The 18164-nt window shown below is 66.6% G+C and carries 18 protein-coding genes; 12 read left to right on the forward strand and 6 right to left on the reverse strand.

Features of this window, described 5'->3' with window-relative positions; all coding sequences use genetic code 11:
• Window positions 1–142: 142 nt before the first annotated feature.
• Both GSQ87_RS21000 and GSQ87_RS21005 read left to right on the forward strand, forming a co-directional pair.
• Window positions 143–367 carry a hypothetical protein gene (locus tag GSQ87_RS21000; RefSeq protein WP_158918413.1) on the forward strand — a complete coding sequence of 75 codons (225 nt, stop codon included), beginning with the start codon at window positions 143–145 and terminating at the stop codon, window positions 365–367.
• Window positions 368–415: 48 nt separating this feature from the next.
• On the forward strand, window positions 416–649 hold the full coding sequence (locus GSQ87_RS21005) for a hypothetical protein (protein ID WP_158918415.1): 234 nt from the start codon (window positions 416–418) through the stop codon (window positions 647–649).
• A gap of 22 nt (window positions 650–671) precedes the next feature.
• Here the strand turns inward: GSQ87_RS21005 and GSQ87_RS21010 are convergent, their stop codons facing one another.
• Genes GSQ87_RS21010 through GSQ87_RS21020 form a run of 3 tightly spaced genes read right to left on the reverse strand, consistent with a single transcriptional unit; the run spans window position 672 to window position 3593 of the window.
• Complete coding sequence (locus GSQ87_RS21010; protein ID WP_158918417.1) at window positions 672–1682, reverse strand: HlyD family secretion protein; 1011 nt, start codon at window positions 1680–1682, stop codon at window positions 672–674.
• Between the two features lie 7 nt (window positions 1683–1689).
• Window positions 1690–2457, reverse strand: coding sequence for an ABC transporter ATP-binding protein (locus GSQ87_RS21015; protein ID WP_158918419.1), 768 nt, complete (start codon window positions 2455–2457; stop codon window positions 1690–1692).
• On the reverse strand, window positions 2454–3593 hold the full coding sequence (locus tag GSQ87_RS21020) for an ABC transporter permease (protein ID WP_158918421.1): 1140 nt from the start codon (window positions 3591–3593) through the stop codon (window positions 2454–2456). Before GSQ87_RS21020 ends, GSQ87_RS21015 begins: the two co-directional genes overlap by 4 nt.
• A 175-nt stretch (window positions 3594–3768) precedes the next feature.
• Between GSQ87_RS21020 and GSQ87_RS21025 the strand changes: the two genes are divergently transcribed.
• The 7 genes from GSQ87_RS21025 (at window position 3769) to GSQ87_RS21055 (ending at window position 11007) form a co-directional block, all read left to right on the forward strand.
• Window positions 3769–5052 carry a NupC/NupG family nucleoside CNT transporter gene (locus GSQ87_RS21025; RefSeq protein ID WP_158918423.1) on the forward strand — a complete coding sequence of 428 codons (1284 nt, stop codon included), beginning with the start codon at window positions 3769–3771 and terminating at the stop codon, window positions 5050–5052.
• A gap of 4 nt (window positions 5053–5056) precedes the next feature.
• Window positions 5057–5674: a glutathione S-transferase family protein gene (locus GSQ87_RS21030; RefSeq protein ID WP_158918425.1), complete on the forward strand. Its 618-nt coding sequence runs from the start codon at window positions 5057–5059 to the stop codon at window positions 5672–5674.
• A 58-nt stretch (window positions 5675–5732) separates the two neighbouring features.
• On the forward strand, window positions 5733–7994 hold the full coding sequence (locus tag GSQ87_RS21035) for a S9 family peptidase (RefSeq protein WP_158918427.1): 2262 nt from the start codon (window positions 5733–5735) through the stop codon (window positions 7992–7994).
• Window positions 7995–8235: 241 nt separating this feature from the next.
• Window positions 8236–9201: a malate dehydrogenase gene (gene mdh / locus GSQ87_RS21040; RefSeq protein WP_158918429.1), complete on the forward strand. Its 966-nt coding sequence runs from the start codon at window positions 8236–8238 to the stop codon at window positions 9199–9201.
• 155 nt (window positions 9202–9356) lie between these two features.
• The gene (gene rplU / locus GSQ87_RS21045) at window positions 9357–10007 is read left to right on the forward strand and encodes a 50S ribosomal protein L21 (protein WP_158918431.1); all 651 of its coding nucleotides are present in this window, start codon (window positions 9357–9359) and stop codon (window positions 10005–10007) included.
• A gap of 25 nt (window positions 10008–10032) precedes the next feature.
• Window positions 10033–10323, forward strand: coding sequence for a 50S ribosomal protein L27 (gene rpmA, locus GSQ87_RS21050; protein ID WP_158918433.1), 291 nt, complete (start codon window positions 10033–10035; stop codon window positions 10321–10323).
• A gap of 132 nt (window positions 10324–10455) precedes the next feature.
• Window positions 10456–11007: a GNAT family N-acetyltransferase gene (locus GSQ87_RS21055; RefSeq protein WP_158918435.1), complete on the forward strand. Its 552-nt coding sequence runs from the start codon at window positions 10456–10458 to the stop codon at window positions 11005–11007.
• 138 nt (window positions 11008–11145) lie between these two features.
• Here GSQ87_RS21055 and GSQ87_RS21060 read toward each other — a convergent pair whose 3' ends face one another.
• Together GSQ87_RS21060 and GSQ87_RS21065 are read right to left on the reverse strand one after the other, a co-directional pair.
• Entirely contained in the window at window positions 11146–12213 is a 1068-nt protein-coding gene (locus GSQ87_RS21060; protein ID WP_305764195.1) for an NAD(P)-dependent alcohol dehydrogenase, read from the reverse strand.
• An 82-nt stretch (window positions 12214–12295) separates the two neighbouring features.
• Window positions 12296–13729, reverse strand: a complete 1434-nt coding sequence (locus tag GSQ87_RS21065; protein ID WP_158918439.1) for an NAD-dependent succinate-semialdehyde dehydrogenase — start codon at window positions 13727–13729, stop codon at window positions 12296–12298.
• Window positions 13730–14130: 401 nt separating this feature from the next.
• Here GSQ87_RS21065 and GSQ87_RS21070 point away from each other — a divergent pair, with 401 nt between their 5' ends.
• Window positions 14131–15258 (forward strand): hypothetical protein, encoded by a 1128-nt coding sequence (locus GSQ87_RS21070; protein ID WP_158918441.1) that lies wholly within the window; start codon window positions 14131–14133, stop codon window positions 15256–15258.
• 63 nt (window positions 15259–15321) lie between these two features.
• Here GSQ87_RS21070 and GSQ87_RS21075 read toward each other — a convergent pair whose 3' ends face one another.
• A complete protein-coding gene (locus tag GSQ87_RS21075; protein ID WP_158918443.1) occupies window positions 15322–16677 on the reverse strand; it encodes an aspartate aminotransferase family protein in 1356 nt (451 codons plus the stop codon).
• A 176-nt stretch (window positions 16678–16853) separates the two neighbouring features.
• Between GSQ87_RS21075 and GSQ87_RS21080 the strand changes: the two genes are divergently transcribed.
• Together GSQ87_RS21080 and GSQ87_RS21085 are read left to right on the forward strand one after the other, a co-directional pair.
• On the forward strand, window positions 16854–17219 hold the full coding sequence (locus GSQ87_RS21080; RefSeq protein WP_158918445.1) for a BlaI/MecI/CopY family transcriptional regulator: 366 nt from the start codon (window positions 16854–16856) through the stop codon (window positions 17217–17219).
• 1 nt (window position 17220) lies between these two features.
• Entirely contained in the window at window positions 17221–18150 is a 930-nt protein-coding gene (locus tag GSQ87_RS21085; RefSeq protein ID WP_158918447.1) for a M56 family metallopeptidase, read from the forward strand.
• The last annotated feature ends 14 nt before the right edge of the window (window positions 18151–18164 follow it).

Here is an 18164-nt window from a genome sequence, read left to right on the forward strand (position 1 = left end):
GCGTCATGTCCAAGCCTGTCCAGCCTGCGCCGCAATCCAAGTCCGGTCTCACCGATCCTCGTTCGACCGGCGCGCCGTCCCGCCCGCCTTTGGCCGATATCCTGGGCCTTCGGGGAACGATCAAATCTCCCGGCGGCGCCAAATGACGGGGCTCTCCGATCTGTTGGCGGGAATCCGGTCGCACTGGATTCCCGAGCAGGAGGTCCGGGCCGAGGCCTGGGCGCTTGGCGGCCAGTACCAGGGCCGGGTCATCGAGGGGGCGCGTTTGCAGCTCAAGAGTGCGAACCTGCCCTTTCGCCGGGCCATCCTTTTGAGAGCGGTGATCCGCAGCCAGGCCCGCGCCCAGGCCAGGGTCGGCGCAGGTTAGATGCCAGCTTCGCAAACAGCGGCCGGTTACATGTCCGGAGGTCAGTGAATGGATATTTCGGAGCGCCAACTCGTCGCCCTGCGCAATCTCGCGCGCAAGCAGGCGGGCGAAGAGGTCGACTGGATCAACATCAGCGACGCCCGCGCCCTGGTCGAGCTCGGCCTGGCCGAGCGCAGCCGTGAAGGGTGGAAGATCACCACCGCCGGCGAGGCGGCGATCAAGGACGCCCCGGTCGAGGTGGTCGACACCTCGACCGAAGTGGTCCCGATGATCGGGCGATAGGGGCTTAGCGCGTTTTAGCGCCTCAAGCGGCCGTCTTGGGCGCCCGGGCCGTCTCGGTGGTTGGCAGGGCGTGCACGACGCCGGCTCGCTGGCCCGGCTTCATGAACTTCACCAGCACCCGCTGACCCACTAGCAGCGGCGCGTTGTCCGCCGAGACCACCACCTCGACCACCCGCTCGTCGGTACGCTCGGTCGGATCGTCGGACTGGAGCTTGCGGGCGCCGAACTCCTCGGATCGGCGGAGCACGCGGCCGGCGAAAGCCTTGGTCGGATCGGCTTCCGGCACGATCTCGGCGTCCTGGCCGGCATGGATGTTGGGGATGTCGCTCTCGACGATCTCGGCGCGCACGATCCGCTCGGTGTTGGGCACCAGGTCGAACATGTTGGACACGTTCAGGGTCGAGGCGCCGGAGCCCGGATTGGCGTAGCGGCGCACGATGCGGCCGTCGGCCGAGGCGCGCACCTTGGTCAGCTCGAGCTGGTATTCGGCGGCGTTCAGCGCGGCCTGGGCGGTGACGATGGCGGCGCGCTGGGCCTCGATCTGGGCGGCGGATTCGTGGATGGCGTCCTCGGCCTTGTCCACGGCCTGGGTGGCGACGAACTGCTTGATCTTCAGCGGCAGCAGGCGGTCGTACTCGCGCTGGTTATAGGTCCTCTGCACCTGCAGCAGGTCGACCTGGGCCTGGGCCTGGGCCACGGCGGCCCGCGCATTGGCGACGTTCAGCCTTTGCTGGTCGTCCTCGAGCTGGGCCAGCATCTCGCCCTTCGTCACCGCGTCGCCTTCCTTGACGAAGACGGCGCGGATCACCCCGGAGGTGCGTGCAGCGACCTGGATCACCCCGCCCTCCACGTCGGCCTTGCCGTCGGCGATGGCGGTGTAGGGCGTGGGCGCCGCGGCCTTGGCCGCCTCCGCGCGCTTGACCTGGGCCTTCTTGGCGGCGGCCTGGTTGTAGAACACGGTCCCCCCGACCCCGACGGCCAGGACGATCAGCAGGCCGAGCCAGAAACCACGGCGGCGAAGGAAGGCGGGCATTGGGGGATCAGGCTCCGAGCGGGGCGAGGTGGACGGCGGGGTCGTGCGCTGCGACGGGACCGGGCTCGCGCGCCGGACGGACGTCGTCGAGGATATTGCCGTCCTCGATGTGGATGATGCGGTCGGCATAGGCCTGCAGCCGCGGGTCGTGGGTGACGCAGATCACCGCCGCGCCGTGCGCCTTGGCGGCGCGTTGCAGCAGGCGGATGACGATCTGACCGTTCTCGCCGTCCAGCGCCGAGGTCGGCTCGTCGGCGAACAACAGCTTGGGCTCCTTGGCCAGGGCGCGAGCGATGGCCACCCGTTGCTTCTCGCCGCCCGACAGTTCGGCCGGACGAAGGTTGAGCTTCTGGCTGAGCCCGACCTCCGCCAACGCCTCGGCGGCCTTCTTCTTCGCGGCGCCGGAGCTGAAGCCCGCGTGCTTCAGCACCATCGACACCTGGTTCAGCGCATTGATCGAGTTGAACAGGTTGAAGCCCTGGAAGATGAAGCCGCAATTATCCAGCCGGAACTTGTCGATTCGTCCCGAGGACATCTTCCACAGCGGGGCGCCGAGCGCGATCACCTCGCCCTCGTCGGGCCGCAGCAGGCCGGAGAGCATGGCGACCAAGGTCGACTTGCCAGAGCCCGACGGTCCCATGACCATGGTCAGCTCGCCGGCGCAGGCCTCGAAGTCCACCGACTTGACCACCTGGATGCGGGTGCGGCCGGTCTTGTAGCTCTTGAGCAGGCCCCTGGCTTGGAGAGCTGGCGCCTGTAGGACGGGCGCGCTCATCGCAGCAGGTCCGCAGGCTGGCTCTTCTTCAGCACGCCGAGCGACATCATGCCGGAGCCGATGGCGATGGCGAGCAGCAGCACGGCCACGTAGATCACGTTGGACAGGGGGTAGTACATCGGCACGCCGCCGGCTTGGGCCAGCAGGGTCACGCCCCAGACCAGCACGGCGGTCATGGCCAGGCCCGCCACGCCGACCCAGAACGACAGCTCCACCACGATGCGCCGCAGCGCGCCCATGGACACGCCCAGCGCCCGCAGGCTGGCGAATTCCTTGATATTGGCCAGCACCGCGCCGCGCAGGGTCTGGGAGGTGATGCCGACCCCGATCAACACCCCCAGGAACACCGAGAAGCCCAGCATCACCCCGATGATCTGGTCCTGCATCAGCTGGTTGCGATTGGCCTCGCCCAGTTCCGGCTTGGTCCAGGCGCGGTACTGGCCGTGGGCCACCGCGTTCAGGTGGTCGCGCACGATGATGGCGCGGGCCGGGTCGCGGATCTGCACCATCAGCGGGCCGGTGCGCTGCTCGTTCTGCACCATCTTCAGTAGGCGGAAGGTTTGGCGCGAGACGAAGATGTTGGGCTGGGAGATGTTGGGGTAATTGTCCAGGATCACCCGCACCTTGGCGGTCTGGTTGTTGAGCGAGGCGACGTCGCCGAGCTTGGCGCCCAGCCGGCCGAGCGCGCTCCGGTCGATGGCCACCGCATAGGGTTCCTGCAAGGCCAGGCGGGTCTGTTCGCTGAAATCGGTGGGTAGGGTCAGGGCGCCGGGCTCGGTGTCCACCGCGATCACGTCGACCCATTCGCGCTTGCGGGTCTTGGTGTTCTTGGCCTGGTTGGCGAAGGGCGCGTTGTTGTCGCTCATGTCGGCGACGTTGACGACCTCGGGGTCCATGTACACCAGGGGACCAACCCGGCGCGGCAGGCCGGAGGGACCGCCGAACAGGTTGTTGGCCTTGGCCCCCAGCACGAAGATATCGGCGCGCGAACGGTCGATGTTGGCGGTGTAGGCCTGGGCGATGCCGGAGAACATGCCGATCTGGGCGAGCACCAGCAGGCCGGAAAAGGCCAGGGCGACGACCGCAGCCAGATAGCGTCGCCATTCGAAAAGGACGGTGCTCAGCGCCAGCGACATGGCTGTTATATTTACCCGTACGCGTTGAAGATTTCCCTAGTGAAAGGCCTGGCGCGGCAGGAGCCTAGTTAAATCGCAGTAACGCCCGCGCGACCGCTGGGTCCGCGTCCATCGCTTGTCATCGCCGCGCCCTTCGTGGTCATACGGATCGGACGCGATCGCCCGGGGGGGACGCATGTACGGCTGGAACAACGCCCAGAGCCTGATCGGGCTGTTCGGGATCATGGCCGTGTGCTGGCTGGTCTCGGAGGATCGACGCCGGTTCCCGTTCAAGCTGGCCGCCGGCGCTGTGTGCGTGCAACTGGCGCTGCTGCTGGTGCTGTTCGGTTTCAAGCCGGCCCAGGGCCTGCTCAACGCGGTGGGCGCGGGCGTCGACGCCCTGGCCGGCTCGACCCAGACCGGCACCCAGTTCGTGTTCGGCTACCTGGCCGGCGGCGACCAGCCGTTCAGCGTGACCAATCCCGGCCCGCTCTACCTGTTCGCCTTCCGGGTGATCCCGGTGATCCTGGTGGTCTGCGCGCTGGCGGCGCTGCTCTGGCACTGGGGCGTGCTGCGGGTGATCACCCGTGCGTTCGGCTTCGTGTTCCAGAAGACGCTGGGCCTACGGGGCGCCCCGGCGCTGGGGACCGCCGCCACCATCTTCCTCGGCCAGGTCGAGGGGCCGATCTTCGTGCGGGCCTATCTCGACAAGCTGACCCGTTCGGAACTGTTCACCCTGATGACGGTGGGGCTAAGCTGTGTATCCGGCTCGACCATGGTGGCCTATGCGGCGCTCTTGAAGGGCACGCTGCCCAACGCCGCCGCCCACGTGCTCACCGCTTCGCTGATCTCCGCGCCGGCTGGCGTGCTGCTGGCCCGCATCCTGATCCCACCCAAGCCCGGCGAGGAGACGGAGGCCGGCGAATACGGGACCGACCGCCGCTACGACAGCTCCACCGACGCGGTGATCCGCGGCGTCGGCGACGGGCTGCAGGTGGCGCTGAACGTGGGGGCGAGCCTGATCGTGTTCGTGGCCCTGGTCTCGCTGGTCGACCGTCTGCTGGGCCTGGCCCCGCGCCTGGGCGGACAGCCGGTGACGGTGGAGGGCATGCTCGGCGTGGTCTTCACCCCGTTGGCCTGGGCCATCGGCGCGCCCTGGCGGGAAGCGGCGGCGGCGGGCCGACTGCTCGGGGTCAAGCTGGTCCTGACCGAGTTCTCCGCCTTCATCCAGTTGGGCAAGACGCCGGCCGACGTGATCGGCGGCCACACCCGGATGATCCTGACCTATGCGATCTGCGGCTTCGCCAACATCGCCTCGGTCGGCATCACCGCCTCGGGGTTCGGGGTGCTGGCGCCGGAGCGGCGGGGCGAGGTGTTCGGCCTGGTGTGGCGCGCGCTGATGGCCGGCTTCCTGGCCACCTGCATGACCGGCGCCCTGATCGGGGCGTTGCCGAACGTGCTGTTCGGGGTCAAGGCTTAGGGCCATGAAGCTCTACAGCGACCCCTTCGCCCCCAATCCGCGCCGCGTGCTCTGGCTGATGGCCGAGAAGGGCATCGACGATATCCAGGTGGTGCGCACCGAGACCATGAAGGCCGAGCACCGCGCGCCGGCCTACCTCGCCAAGGCCGGCCTTCCCCTGGTCCCGGCGCTGGAGCTGGACGACGGGACCGTGATCTCCGAATCGATCGCCATCTGCCGCTATCTGGAAAGCCTGCATCCCGAGCCGAACCTGTTCGGCCGCGATCCGCTGGAGACGGCGGTGATCGAGATGTGGACCCGCAGGGCTGAATTGCTGTTCGCCACGCCGCTGATGCTCGCGGTGCGCAACAGCCTGCCGGCGCTGGCCACGCTCGGGCCGCAATCGCCGGAGCGAGCCGCGAGCGAGGGCCGCATCATCGAGACCTACCTGCCGCTGTTCGAGCGCCGCCTGGGCGACAGCCCCTTCCTCGGCGCGGACCGGCTGACCATGGCCGACATCGTGGCGGCGGCCTCGGTCGGGTTTGGCCGGCTGATCCGGTTCGAGTTCCCCGGGGACTGCCCGAACCTGCGCCGTTGGTGGGACGTCATGCGCGAGCGGCCGGGCGCGAAGTCGGGGCGGTGAGGGGGGGCTTCGCGCCACCCATTGCCGTGCGGCCGTTTGGCCAGCTAAGCATTACGTCATGAAAGCGTCCCTCCTCGCCGCCCTGGCGGCCGGCCTGCCTGTCCTCGCCTTCGCCGCCGAGCCGCCGCCGCAAGGCGCGCTGACGCCCGAGCGGGTGTTTTCCAGCCCGTCCCTGTCGGGCCCCTCGGCGCGGGGCGTGGAGGTGTCGCCGGACGGGCGCTGGGTCACCTACCTGAAGGCCGAGACCACCAATCAGAACAAGCTCGACCTGTGGGCCGCGCCGGTGGCCGGCGGACAGGCCCGCCTGCTGGTCTCGGGCCAGACTCTGGAGCCGCCTGGCCAGCAGTTGACCGAGGTCGAGAAGAACCGTCGCGAGCGCCAGCGCGTCGCCGCCCTGTCGGGCGTAATCGACTATCGCTGGGACGAGCAGGGCAAGCGGATCCTGATCCCGGCCGGCGGCGATCTCTACACCGCCGACGCCGTCAGCGGGCAGGTGGTCAAGCTGGATGCGGGCGGCTCTGGGATCAGCGACGCCAAGGTCTCCCCGCTCGGCCGCTACGCAAGCTATGTGCGCGACCAGAACCTGTACGTGATCGATTTCGCCGACGGCCATGAGCGGGCGATCACCACCGCCGGCCAGGGACCGGTCAGCTACGGGCTGGCGGAGTTCGTCGCCCAAGAGGAGATGGACCGCTACACCGGCTACTGGTGGGCGCCTGGCGACAAGGCCATCGCCTATGCGCGGGTAGACGAAGGCCCGGTCGATATCCTGCCGCGCCTGGAGATCGGGGTCGAAGGCTCCAAGATCACCCAGCAGCGCTATCCCAAGGCCGGGCGGCCGAATGTCGGGATCGAACTCTATATCCAGGCGCCCGAAGCCGGGGCCAAGCCGGTGAAGGTCGATCTCGGCGCCGATCCGGACATCTACCTGGCGCGGGTGAACTGGTCGGCCGACGGACGCGACCTCTATGTCCAGCGCGAGACCCGCGATCAGAAGACCCTCGACCTGCTGCGGATCGATCCCGCCACCGGCGCGGCCAAGACGATCCTGACCGAGCGCCAGACGCCTTGGATCAACCTCAACGACGACTTCTACGCGCTGAAGGACGGTGACTTCATCTGGGGGTCCGAGCGCACGGGCGCCAATCACCTCTATCTCTATCATCGCGACGGGACCCTGGTGCATGCGATCACCCACGGCGACTGGCCGGTGACCGGAGCCGCCTCCGGCGCTGGGGCGCATGCGACCGGCGTGGCGGGCGTGGATGAAGCCAAGGGCCTAGTCTACTTCTTGGCGTCCAAGGACACGCCGGTGGAGCGCCAGCTCTACGTCGTCTCCTACCGCACGCCGGGCGAGCCCCAGGCCGTCACCCACGGCCACGGCTGGTGGACCGCCACCATGCCGAAGTCGGCCAAGGCGTTCGTCGGCTATTATTCCGACCCGCTCACCCCGCCGCAGACCGCCCTCTATGCACCCGACGGCCGTCGCCTGAGCTGGATCGAGCAGAACGCGCTGGACGCCGGCCACCCGTTCTTCGCCTACGCCCGCCGCTATCCCGAGCCCGAGTTCGGGGTGCTGAAGAGCGAGGACGGCCAGGACCTGCATTATATCCTGCAGAAGCCCGCCGGCTTCGATCCGGCCCGCAAATATCCCGCCATCGTCCAGGTCTACGGCGGTCCCGGCGTGCAGCAGGTGCAGCGCGCCTGGCGGCCGCCCAACGAGAAGCTGTTGCTGGAGGCGGGCTACGTGCTGTTCCAGCTCGACAACCGCGGCTCGGCCAACCGCGACATGAAGTTCGAGGGGGCGATCGCCAACCGCCTGGGCTCGGTCGAGGTGGACGACCAGCTGGTCGGCCTGGAGCACCTGCGCTCGCTGCCGTTCGTGCAGGCGGATCGGGTGGGGGTGATGGGCTGGTCGTACGGCGGCTACATGACCCTGCGCCTGCTCACCGATCCGCGCACCCACTTCCGGGCCGGCGCCTCCGGGGCCCCGCCGACCGATTGGCGCGAGTACGACACCCATTATACCGAGCGCTACATGGGCATGCCGCAGACCAATGCGGCGGCCTACGACGCCTCCGCCGTGGTCCCGCGCCTGGGCGACCTGTCGGGCCGGCTGCTGCTGTTGCAGGGCATGGCCGACGACAATGTGCAGTTCTCCAACTCCATTGCGGTGATGGCGAAGCTGCAGGGCCTGGGCACGCCGTTCGACTTGATGCTGTACCCGGGCCAGCGCCACCATATCGACGACGACCACCGGCCGCTCCAGCTCTGGCGCACCTATCTGCAGTTCTTCGCGCGCGAGCTGGGTGGACGCTGAATCTCCTTCTCCCCTTGCGGGAGAAGGAAGGGGCCCGCGTGTCGATAGACGCGTGGGAAGGTTGAGGGGTCGACGAACACCTAGCGTCTTTCCCCGGCGCGACCCCTCACCCTCCCATCGCTGACGCAACGGGCCCCTCCCTCTCCCGCAAGGGGAGAGGGGCTATGCACTTGCCCACGCGCAGCGCCGGGTCTAGACCGCCCGCCATCAATGACTTGAACGGCTCTGGAGACTCCACGCGATGGCTCGTGCGAAAATCGCCCTGATCGGCGCCGGCATGATCGGCGGCACCCTGGCCCACGTGGCCGCCCGCGAAGAGCTGGGCGACGTGATCCTGTTCGACATCGCCGAGGGCGTGCCCCAGGGCAAGGCGCTCGACATCGCCGAAGCCACCAGCGTGTTCGGCTCCGACGTCTCGCTGAAGGGCGCCAACGCCTATGCCGATATCGCCGGCGCCGACGTCTGCATCGTCACCGCCGGCGTGCCGCGCAAGCCCGGCATGAGCCGCGATGATCTGCTGGGCATCAACCTGAAGGTCATGAAGGCCGTGGGCGAGGGCATCAAGGCCCATGCGCCCGACGCCTTCGTCATCTGCATCACCAACCCGTTGGACGCCATGGTCTGGGCGCTGCGCCAGTTCTCGGGCCTGAAGGCCGAGAAGGTGGTGGGCATGGCCGGCGTGCTGGACAGCGCGCGCTTCGCCTACTTCCTGTCGGAGAAGATGGGCGTATCGGTGCAGGACGTGCATGCCTGGACGCTCGGCGGCCATGGCGACGACATGGTGCCGATGACCCGCTACTCCACTGTCGGCGGCCTGCCGCTGAACGTGCTGGTCGAGCAGGGCGCTCTGTCGCAGGAAGACCTCGACGGGATCGTCAAGCGCACGCGCGGCGGCGGCGGCGAGATCGTCGCCCTGCTCAAGACCGGCTCGGCCTTCTACGCCCCGGCCGAGAGCGCCATCGCCATGGCCAGCTCTTATCTTAAGGACAAGAAGCGCGTGCTGCCGGCCGCGGCCCACCTCTCGGGCCAGTACGGCCTCAAGGACATGTATGTCGGCGTGCCGGTGGTGATCGGCGCGGGCGGCGTGGAGCGCGTGATCGAATTCCCTATGGACGAGGCCGAAAAGGCGATGTTCGCCAAATCGATCGAGTCGGTGCAGGGCCTGGTCGAGGCCTGTAAGGGCATCGACGAGAGCCTGAAGGCCTGACCCCGTCCGGACCCCTTCCTTCCGTCGGGAGGAGGGGAGTCCTTCGTTGACTCGGGCGGCTGGATCACTATAGTCCGCCGCTCTTCGCCCGCGGGCTCGCTCGCGGGCGCTTCATTTTTGCGCGGATCCCGCGCCGAATTTCAGGGCGTTTTCCTATGTACGCGGTGATCAAGACCGGCGGAAAGCAGTACCGGGTCCAACCCGGCGATCTCCTTGTGGTGGAGAAGCTTGAAGCCGACGTCGGCGCCAATGTCGCCTTCGACCATGTGCTGATGCTGGGCGGCGCCGACGGCGAAGTCACCATCGGCGCCCCCGTCGTCGACGGCGCGGTGGTCAACGCCACGCTGATCGAGACCCGCAAGGGCGACAAGGTGAAGGTCTTCAAGAAGATCCGTCGCCAGGGCTATCGCCGCACCAAGGGCCACCGTCAGCTGGAGAGCGTCCTGCGCATCACCGGCCTCGAAGGCGCCGGCCAGAGCATCAAGTGGGACGGCGAGGTCGATCTGACCACGCGTCTGATCCTGCGCGAACGGGCCCGCAACCTGGCCCAGCGCGGCGCGACCTCGGTTGTGACCGAGACCGCTCCGGCGGTCGAAGCCGCTCCCGCCGTCGAGGCTGAAGCGCCCGCCAAGAAGCCGGCCCGCGCCAAGGCCCCCAAGGCCGAAACCGCCGTCGAGACGTCGGTCGAAGCGACGGCCGCCGAGACTCACGTCGAAGCAGCGCCCGTCGAAGCGGCCACCGAAGACAAGAAGCCCGCCAAGCCCGCCCGCGCCAAGAAGGCCGCGGCGGACGACAGCGAAGCCTGAACCCTAAGACCGTAGGAGAGCAAACATGGCTCACAAGAAATCCGGCGGCTCCTCCCGCAACGGCCGCGACTCGGCCGGCCAGCGCCTCGGCGTGAAGAAGTTCGGCGGCGAGAAGGCTCTTGCCGGCAACATCCTCGTGCGTCAGCGCGGCACCAAGTTCTGGCCGGGCGACAACGTAGGCCTCGGGCGCGACCATACCCTCTTCGCCACGGCGACCGGGGCGGTGAAGTTCACCACCAAGCGCAACGACCGAACCTATGTGAGCATTATCCCGGCGAACGATACCGTCGCCATGGCCGCCGAGGCCGCTGAATAGATCGCGATCCCTTCGACCGGATCGCCCTGACGATCCGGATCGCATCGAAGTCCCGCGGGGGAGTCCGGATCGCCGGGCTCCTCCGTTTTCGTTTCCCCTCGGGCGCGCCGGCTGGACCGGCGAGGGGGAGATATGTGCGCGCTACAACCCGAACCCAGGCCGAGGGCCAGGATCGAAACGGACCGGCTGATCCTGCGCTCGCCTGAGCTTGAGGACGCGGTCTACATCGCCGAACTGGCCAACGACGCCGAGGTGGCGCGGATGACCACCGGCATCCGCCATCCCTATCGCCTGTCCGACGCCGAAGCCTTCATCTCTCAGATGGCGGCCGGCGACGGGCGCGAGGACCGGCCTCTGCTGATCGAACACCGCGATTTCGGCCCTATCGGCATGACCGGTTTTCACCGCCACCCCCCGTCCGGCCTGATGGAGGTCGGCTACTGGTTGGGCCACACGTTCCGCCGCCGCGGCTTCGCCACCGAGGCCGTGCATGCAGCGCTTGTCTGGGCGCACGAGGGATGGGGCAAGCGGGCGGTGCTCTCCAGCCACTTCGCCGACAACCTGGCTTCCGCTCGGGTGCTGGAGAAGACGGGCTTCCTCTACACCGGCGACGTGGAGCGGCGCTTCAGCCTGGGCCGTGGCCAGGAGGCCGATACGCGCATGATGGTCTGGCTGGCCCCTTGATCCCTCCCCCTCGTAGGGGGGAGGGATCCGTTGCGACAGCAATGGGAGGGTGGGGGTGGTTGGCGGCGCCTTATCCTTTAAGCACGCTGCTTCCACCCCCACCCCGGCCCTCCCCCGTTCCAGGGGGAGGGAGCAAGATCACGCCGCCTTCAGCGTCTCCATGTCGATGACGAAGCGGTACTTGATGTCGCTCTTCAACATCCGGGCGTAGGCGGCCTCGATGTCGTGCATGGCGATCATCTCGACGTCGGCGACGATGCCGTGCTCGGCGCAGAAGTCGAGCATCTCCTGGGTTTCGGCGATGCCGCCGATGACCGACCCGCCAATGCTCTTGCGGCCCATGATCAGGATGCCGACGTTGGGCGAGGGGTGCGGGGTGGCAGGCACGCCCACCACCGTCAGAGCCCCGTCCCGCTTGAGCAGCATGGTGAAGGCGTCCAGATCGTGGGGGGCCGAGACGGTGTTGAGGATGTAGTCGAAGCTGCCGGCGTGGGCCGCCATCTCGTCCGCGTTCTTGGAGACCACCACCTCGTCGGCGCCCAGCTTCAACGCCTCTTCGCGCTTGGAGGGCGAGGTGGTGAAGGCGACCACGTGGGCGCCGAGCGCATGGGCGAGCTTAACCCCCATGTGGCCCAGGCCGCCGATCCCCACGATCCCGACCTTGCTGCCCGGCCCGACATTGTGGTGACGCAGCGGCGACCAGGTGGTGATGCCGGCGCAGAGCAGGGGCGCCACCGCCGCCAGATCCTTTTCCGCATGGGTGATCTTCAGGGTGAAGTGTTCGTCCACCACGATGGCGGCGGAATAGCCGCCGAAGGTGTTGGGGCCGCCGCCGAAGGCGAAGCCGTTATAGGTGCCGGTGAAGCCGTGCTCGTATTCGCAGTACTGCTCCAGCCCGTCCTCGCAGGAATGGCAGGTGCGGCAGCTGTCGACCATGCAGCCGACCCCGACCAGATCGCCGACCGAGACCTTGGAAACCTTGCCGCCGACCGCGGTCACCCGCCCGACGATCTCGTGGCCGGGAACGCAGGGATACTGGATGCCGGGCCATTCGCCCCGTGCGGTGTGCAGGTCGGAGTGGCAGACACCGCAGAAGAGGATGTCGATGGCCACGTCCTTGGGGCCGGGCTCACGCCGTTCGACGGCGGAGAGCAAAAGGGGTGTATCGCCGGACTGGGCAGCATAGGCTTTGACTTGCATGTTCATCTCCAAGCCCGGCCCGCGCCGGACGTTGATCGGATTGATATGTACCTATCGCGACGGCGTCGCGACGGAGCATGGGGGTCGGTTAGAGGTCGGCCATGGTGACGAAACGGGTCTGCAGATAGGGCTCGATCGCCTCGCTGCCGCCTTCGGAGCCGTAGCCGCTGTCCTTGATCCCACCGAAAGGCGTTTCGGCGAGCCCCAGGCCGAAGTGGTTGACCGAAAGCATGCCGCTCTGCACCTGCCGGCTCACCTTTTGCGCCGTCGTGGGCGAGGTGGTGAAGGCGTAGGCGGCCAGGCCGTAGGGCAGGCGATTGGCCTCCGTCGTCGCCTCGTCCAGGGTGTCGAACGGCCTAATCAGGGCCAGGGGGCCGAACGGCTCCTCGTTCATCGCCGCCGCCTCCAGCGGGATGTCGGCCAGCACGGTGGGTTCGAAGAAGTTGCCGCTATTGCCGATCCGGCGTCCGCCCGTGGTCAGGCGCGCGCCCTTGTCCACGGCGTCGGCGACCAGTCGCTCCATCGCGTCGAGCCGGCGGGGGTTGGCCACGGGACCCATCTGCGAGGACGGGTCCAGTCCCGAACCGACCTTCACGGCCTTGGCGGCCTTGGTGAAGGCCTCGACGAAGGGTTCGTAGATCGGCCGCTCGATCAGCAGGCGGGTGGCGGTGATGCAGGTCTGGCCGGCGTTGCGGTACTTGGCGCCGCTGATGATGCGCGCGGTCGCCTCAACGTCGACGTCGCCGAACACCAGCACCGGCGCGTGACCGCCAAGCTCCATGGTGGTCAGCTTCATATGCCGCCCGGCCAGGGCCGCCAGATGCTTTCCGACCACGGTGGAGCCGGTGAACGACACCTTGCGCACCAGGGGATGGGGGATGAGGTATTCGGAAATCTCCGCCGGGGTCCCGTAGACCAGGTTCAACACGCCGGGGGGCAGGCCCGCGTCGGCATAGGCCTGGACCAGGGCGGCGCAGGAGGCCGGCGTCTCCTCGGGTCCCTTGGCGATCATGGCGCAGCCAGCGGCCAGCGCGGCGGCGGCCTTGCGGGCCAGCTGGTTGACCGGGAAGTTCCACGGCGTGAAGGCGGCGACGATCCCGATCGGCTCGCGCAGGGCGACCTGGGTGACGTTCTCGGCGCGGGACGGGATGCCGCGCGAATAGATGCGCACCGCCTCGCCGGCCAGCCACTCGTTGGTGTCGGCCGTGCGTTCGACCTCGCCGATCGCCTCGACCAGGATCTTGCCCTGCTCCATCGTCATCAGGCGGCCGATCGCTTCGGCCCGCTCGCGCATCAGCACGCCGGCGCGCCGGATGATCGCCGCACGGTCGCGCGCCGGGGTTCGTCGCCACACCGCCTGGCCGCGCTCCGCCGCCTCGAGCGCGAGGTCCAGGTCGGCGATGCGGGCGTGGGCGACCTGGCCGATCACCTCGCCGGTGGCGGGGCTATGGACCGGCAGGGTCTCCTTGCCCTTTGCATCGGTCCAGCGCCCATCGATGAAGAGCTGCGTGTCGCGATACATCGGATTCTCCCGGAACCTGTCGGCCATGCCTGTAGCGTCAGCGAGCCGATGTCGTGGTGTGCGAACGGCTATCGCGCCGGGCGAAGGCCAGTGAGCAACTAGGCATTCGATCCAAGCGCCGCAATCCCCGTCCCGCGGACTTTTAGGTCTGACGCCAGACGGAAGATGGCCGATCAGGTTCGGGCTGGAGCCAAAAGCGAAATGGCGGCTCGCCAGATGGTCAGGCCTTGATATCCACGACGAGACTGCTTTTCTTCTCTATCTGGTTTTGCATTGCCTGTTTTACCTTCTCGTGTAGTTTTTGATCATGATTAAAATTGAATTGGAAGTTTTCTCACGCTATCGTGAGGCCTTTGGCGAGCGATACCCGCTACGGATTGCCGACATGAGGCGGATTGAACATGCGAATTATGCTAATCCGCACCCTGGATGAGCAACATATATACAGTATATTCACTAGATCGTTATGTGAAGCTTTTCGTGCCTATGGCGTTGATGCCGATGTATTTGACTATCCTGATAACTCCAGCAATTTTGTATCTACGTTAATACATAATCGATATGATGTTGTGATTTCTTTTAGTTCTTTTATGGGTGACGCCACGATTGATAACGGAATATCGATTTATGATGCTTTGGGTGTTAATTTTTTGGGGTGGCAATTCGATCATCCAATATATATTGATCATTTTATATCCAATCCTGCCGTTCGCCGCCATTCGATTTATCCAAATGTCAATCATATAAGGTTTGTCGAAGCTGCGGGTTTGATTGGTGGCAATACTGTTCTATTACCAGGAGCCGATCCTAGCGACATTGTCGTGAAAGATTTCGCGGACCGCAACATGGACGTCTTCGCGGCTGCCACGTGGAATGGTCTTCCGATACGTCATTGGGAGGCTCTTGAAGATAGTCCCGCTAAGCGGATCATTGCGCGCGTCGTAGATTTCTTAATTGAAGATCCCGAGGCGTCTTTAATTGATTCCTATAAAAATACCCTTGATGATCTGGGATATAATGGCTTAGCCTTAAATAAGGATATATTCCCGTTATTGCGCGCAGCTCTAACCTATGTCCGCCATCTTGACCGGATCAAAGCTCTCAAAAATTTGGCAAGCTCAGGTATCTCATTAACCGTTTGCGGTGACGGTTGGGAAGAATTTCTATCTGAGCATAAAAACGTTCGATTTATTCCGAATATTCCCTTTCCGAAGGCAATCGCATTATATGGTGATGCCAAGGTTGCAGTAAATTTGAATGCAGGTAATGGGGGATGCGAGCGAGCTATTAATGCTATGATAAGAGGGTCTTGTGTTGTGTCGGAATTCAGCAGCACATTAAGTGCTTCTTTTTCAAAAGAGGAAATTAAATTTTTTGATCGTAGAAGCCTAAGTGGAATTTCAGAGTCCGTGGCTGAAATACTTGAAAGCGATGGGGCTGAAGATATTGCAGCTCGGGGAATGAAGAAGGCGGCGGGGTCAATGTTGTGGGTCCACAAAGTCGTGACTATAATGGATATTTTTCGGTAAGAATTTTATTGCTCATCTTCTTGATGGCTGGTCCGAAAGCTGCCCGTTCTGGTCTCTCCGGCGTCACGGCGTTTCGTCGATCACCCGCGCCAGCCGGCCGAAGATCTCGTCGATCTGCGCCGTCTCGACGATCAGCGGCGGCGATAGGGCGATGATGTCGCCCGTGACGCGGATCAGCAGCCCCTCGTCGAAGCAGCGGTGGAAAATCTCCATCGCCCGGGCCCCGGGCGCGCCGGGGCGGGGCTGCAGCTCGATCCCCGCCACTAGGCCGATATTGCGCACGTCGATCACCTTGCTCCGTTCGCGCAGGGAATGGGCGGCGTCCTCCCAATAGGGGGCGAGCGCGGCGGCGCGCTGGAACAGCTGCTCGCGTTCGTACAACTCCAGCGTCGCCAGGCCGGCGGCGGCGCACAGGGGGTGGCCGGAATAGGTGTAGCCGTGGAACAGCTCGATGCCGGGGGCCGCGGAGTCCACGATCTGGTCGTGCAGGGTCCGGCTGACCGCCACCGCCCCCATGGGGGCCGCGCCGTTGGTCAGTCCCTTGGCCATGGTCAGGATGTCGGGGACCACGCCGAAAACTTCGGCCGCCGTCGCTCCGCCCAGCCGCCCGAAGGCGGTGATCACCTCGTCGAAGATCAGCACGATCCCGTGCCTGGCGGTGAGCTCGCGTAGCCGTTGCAGATAACCCTCGGGCGGGACCAGCACGCCGGTCGATCCGGCCACCGGCTCGACCATCACCGCGGCGATGGAGTCCGGCCCATGCAGGGCGACCAGCCGCTCCAGCTCGTCGGCCATGTCGGCGCCGGCCTTCGGCTGGCCGCGCGAGAAGGCCGCTTGCGGGCTGTAGGTCGCCGACAGGTGGTCCACGCCCCACACCTGAGCCTGGAAGGCGTTGCGGTTGCCGCCGATGCCGCCCATCGACATGCCGCCGAAGTTGACCCCGTGATAGCCGCGCGCCCGCCCGATCAGCCGAAAGCGCCCGCCCTGGCCGCGGGCGCGCTGATAGGCCAGCGCGATCTTCAGCGCGGTGTCGGCCGACTCCGATCCCGAATTGGTCAGGAAGATGCGGTCCATCCCCTCCGGCATGATCGCGGCCAGGCGGGTGCAGAGTTCGAACGCCTTGGGATGGCCGAGCTGAAAGGTCGGGGCGAAGTCCAGGATCGCCGCCTGCTCTTGGATCGCTTCGACGATCTCGCGCCGCCCGTGGCCGGCGTTGACGCACCACAGCCCCGCCACCCCGTCCAGGATCGGGCGGCCGGTGGGCGTGCGGTAGTACATGCCCTCTGCCGAGGCCAGCAGGCGCGGGTTCTCCTTGAAGAACCGGTTGTTGGTGAAGGGCATCCAGAACGCCGACAGGTCGGGCGTGGAGTTCGCCAGCTCGCGTCGAGCGGCTTCGCCGGACGGGGATTGGGACGTCATGCTTCACCTTCGGCCGAGCTTCATGCACCGCGCATGGATGTCGCCTGGCGCGGGACCCAGCTTCGCCTTCGTTCGGATCGTCCCGCAAGAGGCGAAATACTAGGGCCTGGAACCATCTTGATGGCTTGACAGCCGGGTTTACGGGCGTAGCCTCTGCCTCCTACGGATGTAAGCTGATGAGCATCACACCGGCCGAAAGCCACATCATGGACGCCCTTTGGCGCCGCGGACCGCTGGCGATGGAGGACGTCGCCGCCGAGGTCGCGTCCCAGGGCTGGGGCGGGGCGACAGTGAAGACGCTGGTCCACCGGCTGATGAAGCGCAAGGCGATCCGATCCGAGCGGATCGACGGACGGGTCCGCTACGTGCCCGTGCTGCAGCGCGCCGACTATCTCCAGTCCGAGAGCCAGGGCCTGCTGGACCGCCTGTTCGGCGGTCGCCTGACGCCGCTGGTCGCCCATTTCGCCGAGCATCGCTCCCTGTCCCCCGACGAGGTCAAGCGCTTGCGTCGCCTGCTCGACGAGCTCGACGATGGAAGGTGAGATGTTCGTCCTGACCCTGCTGCGGGCCCAGATCGCGGCGGGTCTTGCGGTGCTGGCGGTGCTTCTCCTGCGCGGGCCGGTGCGGCGGCTGGCTGGGCCTAGCGTAGCTTACGGCCTGTGGGCGTTGGTCCCTGCGGCGGCCGTCTCCAGCCTGTTCCCCACCCTGGCGGAGTTCCTGCGCCAGGACAGCCTGTTCGCCGCCATGCCTACGCGCGCCGGCGGCGGCTGGCTCCGGGCGCTGAGCGACGACGGCGTCTGGAGGGGATGGGCGCCCGGGCTCGCGGCTGCGTGGTTCGCCGGGGCCGTAAGCCTGGCGCTTCTGTTCGGCTGGGGCGAGGCGCGCTTCCGCCGGTTGGCGAGACTTGGCCTGGCGGGTCCCGCGGTGATCGGCATCGCCGCCCCACGGCTCGTGACGCCACACGATTACACGGAGCGGTTCACCGAAACGGAGCGCGGCTTCATCCGCCGGCACGAGCGGACGCACATGCTGCGCCAGGACCATCTCGCCAACCTGATGATCGCGGTGGTCCAGGTGGTGGGCTGGTTCAACCCCCTGATCCATCTGGCGGCGGCGATCGCGCGACTGGACCAGGAGGCGGCGTGCGACGCCCAGGTGCTTGAGGGCCGCCCCTCGGATCGCCGTCCCTACGCCGAGGCGCTGCTGAAGGCGCACATGCAGGGGACACGAACGGGTGGACTGGCCTGCGCCTGGGCGCCGGCGAACCGCCATCCGCTCGAGCTGCGTCTGCGCCTGTTGGCTCGCCCGGAGCCAAGCCTGCGCCGCTACGTGGTGGGTGTGACCACGGTGGGCGCGCTGGCGGTGCTGGCCGCCGCTGCTGTCTGGACGCTGGCGCCACGGCAATCGCCCCGCACGGCGGGCGTTGCGGCCGTCGCCGTCGCCGGGGTCGCGACCACCTCCGTTTCGGCGTGACTTCGCTGGGGGAC

Origin of the sequence: Caulobacter sp. S45, from assembly GCF_009765965.1 — a bacterium.
Lineage (GTDB): Bacteria > Pseudomonadota > Alphaproteobacteria > Caulobacterales > Caulobacteraceae > CAHJWH01.

What these genes read in the sequence shown, in the direction of transcription:
- GSQ87_RS21065 (WP_158918439.1), bottom strand. Translation starts at nt 13,729, where the DNA reads ATGTATCGCGACACGCAGCTCTTCATCGATGGGCGCTGGACCGATGCA.
- GSQ87_RS21020 (WP_158918421.1), bottom strand. Translation starts at nt 3,593, where the DNA reads ATGTCGCTGGCGCTGAGCACCGTCCTTTTCGAATGGCGACGCTATCTG.
- rpmA (WP_158918433.1), top strand. Translation starts at nt 10,033, where the DNA reads ATGGCTCACAAGAAATCCGGCGGCTCCTCCCGCAACGGCCGCGACTCG.
- GSQ87_RS21035 (WP_158918427.1), top strand. Translation starts at nt 5,733, where the DNA reads ATGAAAGCGTCCCTCCTCGCCGCCCTGGCGGCCGGCCTGCCTGTCCTC.
- GSQ87_RS21070 (WP_158918441.1), top strand. Translation starts at nt 14,131, where the DNA reads ATGCGAATTATGCTAATCCGCACCCTGGATGAGCAACATATATACAGT.
- GSQ87_RS21015 (WP_158918419.1), bottom strand. Translation starts at nt 2,457, where the DNA reads ATGAGCGCGCCCGTCCTACAGGCGCCAGCTCTCCAAGCCAGGGGCCTG.
- GSQ87_RS21010 (WP_158918417.1), bottom strand. Translation starts at nt 1,682, where the DNA reads ATGCCCGCCTTCCTTCGCCGCCGTGGTTTCTGGCTCGGCCTGCTGATC.
- GSQ87_RS21085 (WP_158918447.1), top strand. Translation starts at nt 17,221, where the DNA reads ATGTTCGTCCTGACCCTGCTGCGGGCCCAGATCGCGGCGGGTCTTGCG.
- GSQ87_RS21030 (WP_158918425.1), top strand. Translation starts at nt 5,057, where the DNA reads ATGAAGCTCTACAGCGACCCCTTCGCCCCCAATCCGCGCCGCGTGCTC.
- GSQ87_RS21075 (WP_158918443.1), bottom strand. Translation starts at nt 16,677, where the DNA reads ATGACGTCCCAATCCCCGTCCGGCGAAGCCGCTCGACGCGAGCTGGCG.
- mdh (WP_158918429.1), top strand. Translation starts at nt 8,236, where the DNA reads ATGGCTCGTGCGAAAATCGCCCTGATCGGCGCCGGCATGATCGGCGGC.
- rplU (WP_158918431.1), top strand. Translation starts at nt 9,357, where the DNA reads ATGTACGCGGTGATCAAGACCGGCGGAAAGCAGTACCGGGTCCAACCC.
- GSQ87_RS21000 (WP_158918413.1), top strand. Translation starts at nt 143, where the DNA reads ATGACGGGGCTCTCCGATCTGTTGGCGGGAATCCGGTCGCACTGGATT.
- GSQ87_RS21060 (WP_305764195.1), bottom strand. Translation starts at nt 12,213, where the DNA reads ATGAACATGCAAGTCAAAGCCTATGCTGCCCAGTCCGGCGATACACCC.
- GSQ87_RS21025 (WP_158918423.1), top strand. Translation starts at nt 3,769, where the DNA reads ATGTACGGCTGGAACAACGCCCAGAGCCTGATCGGGCTGTTCGGGATC.
- GSQ87_RS21055 (WP_158918435.1), top strand. Translation starts at nt 10,456, where the DNA reads ATGTGCGCGCTACAACCCGAACCCAGGCCGAGGGCCAGGATCGAAACG.
- GSQ87_RS21005 (WP_158918415.1), top strand. Translation starts at nt 416, where the DNA reads ATGGATATTTCGGAGCGCCAACTCGTCGCCCTGCGCAATCTCGCGCGC.
- GSQ87_RS21080 (WP_158918445.1), top strand. Translation starts at nt 16,854, where the DNA reads ATGAGCATCACACCGGCCGAAAGCCACATCATGGACGCCCTTTGGCGC.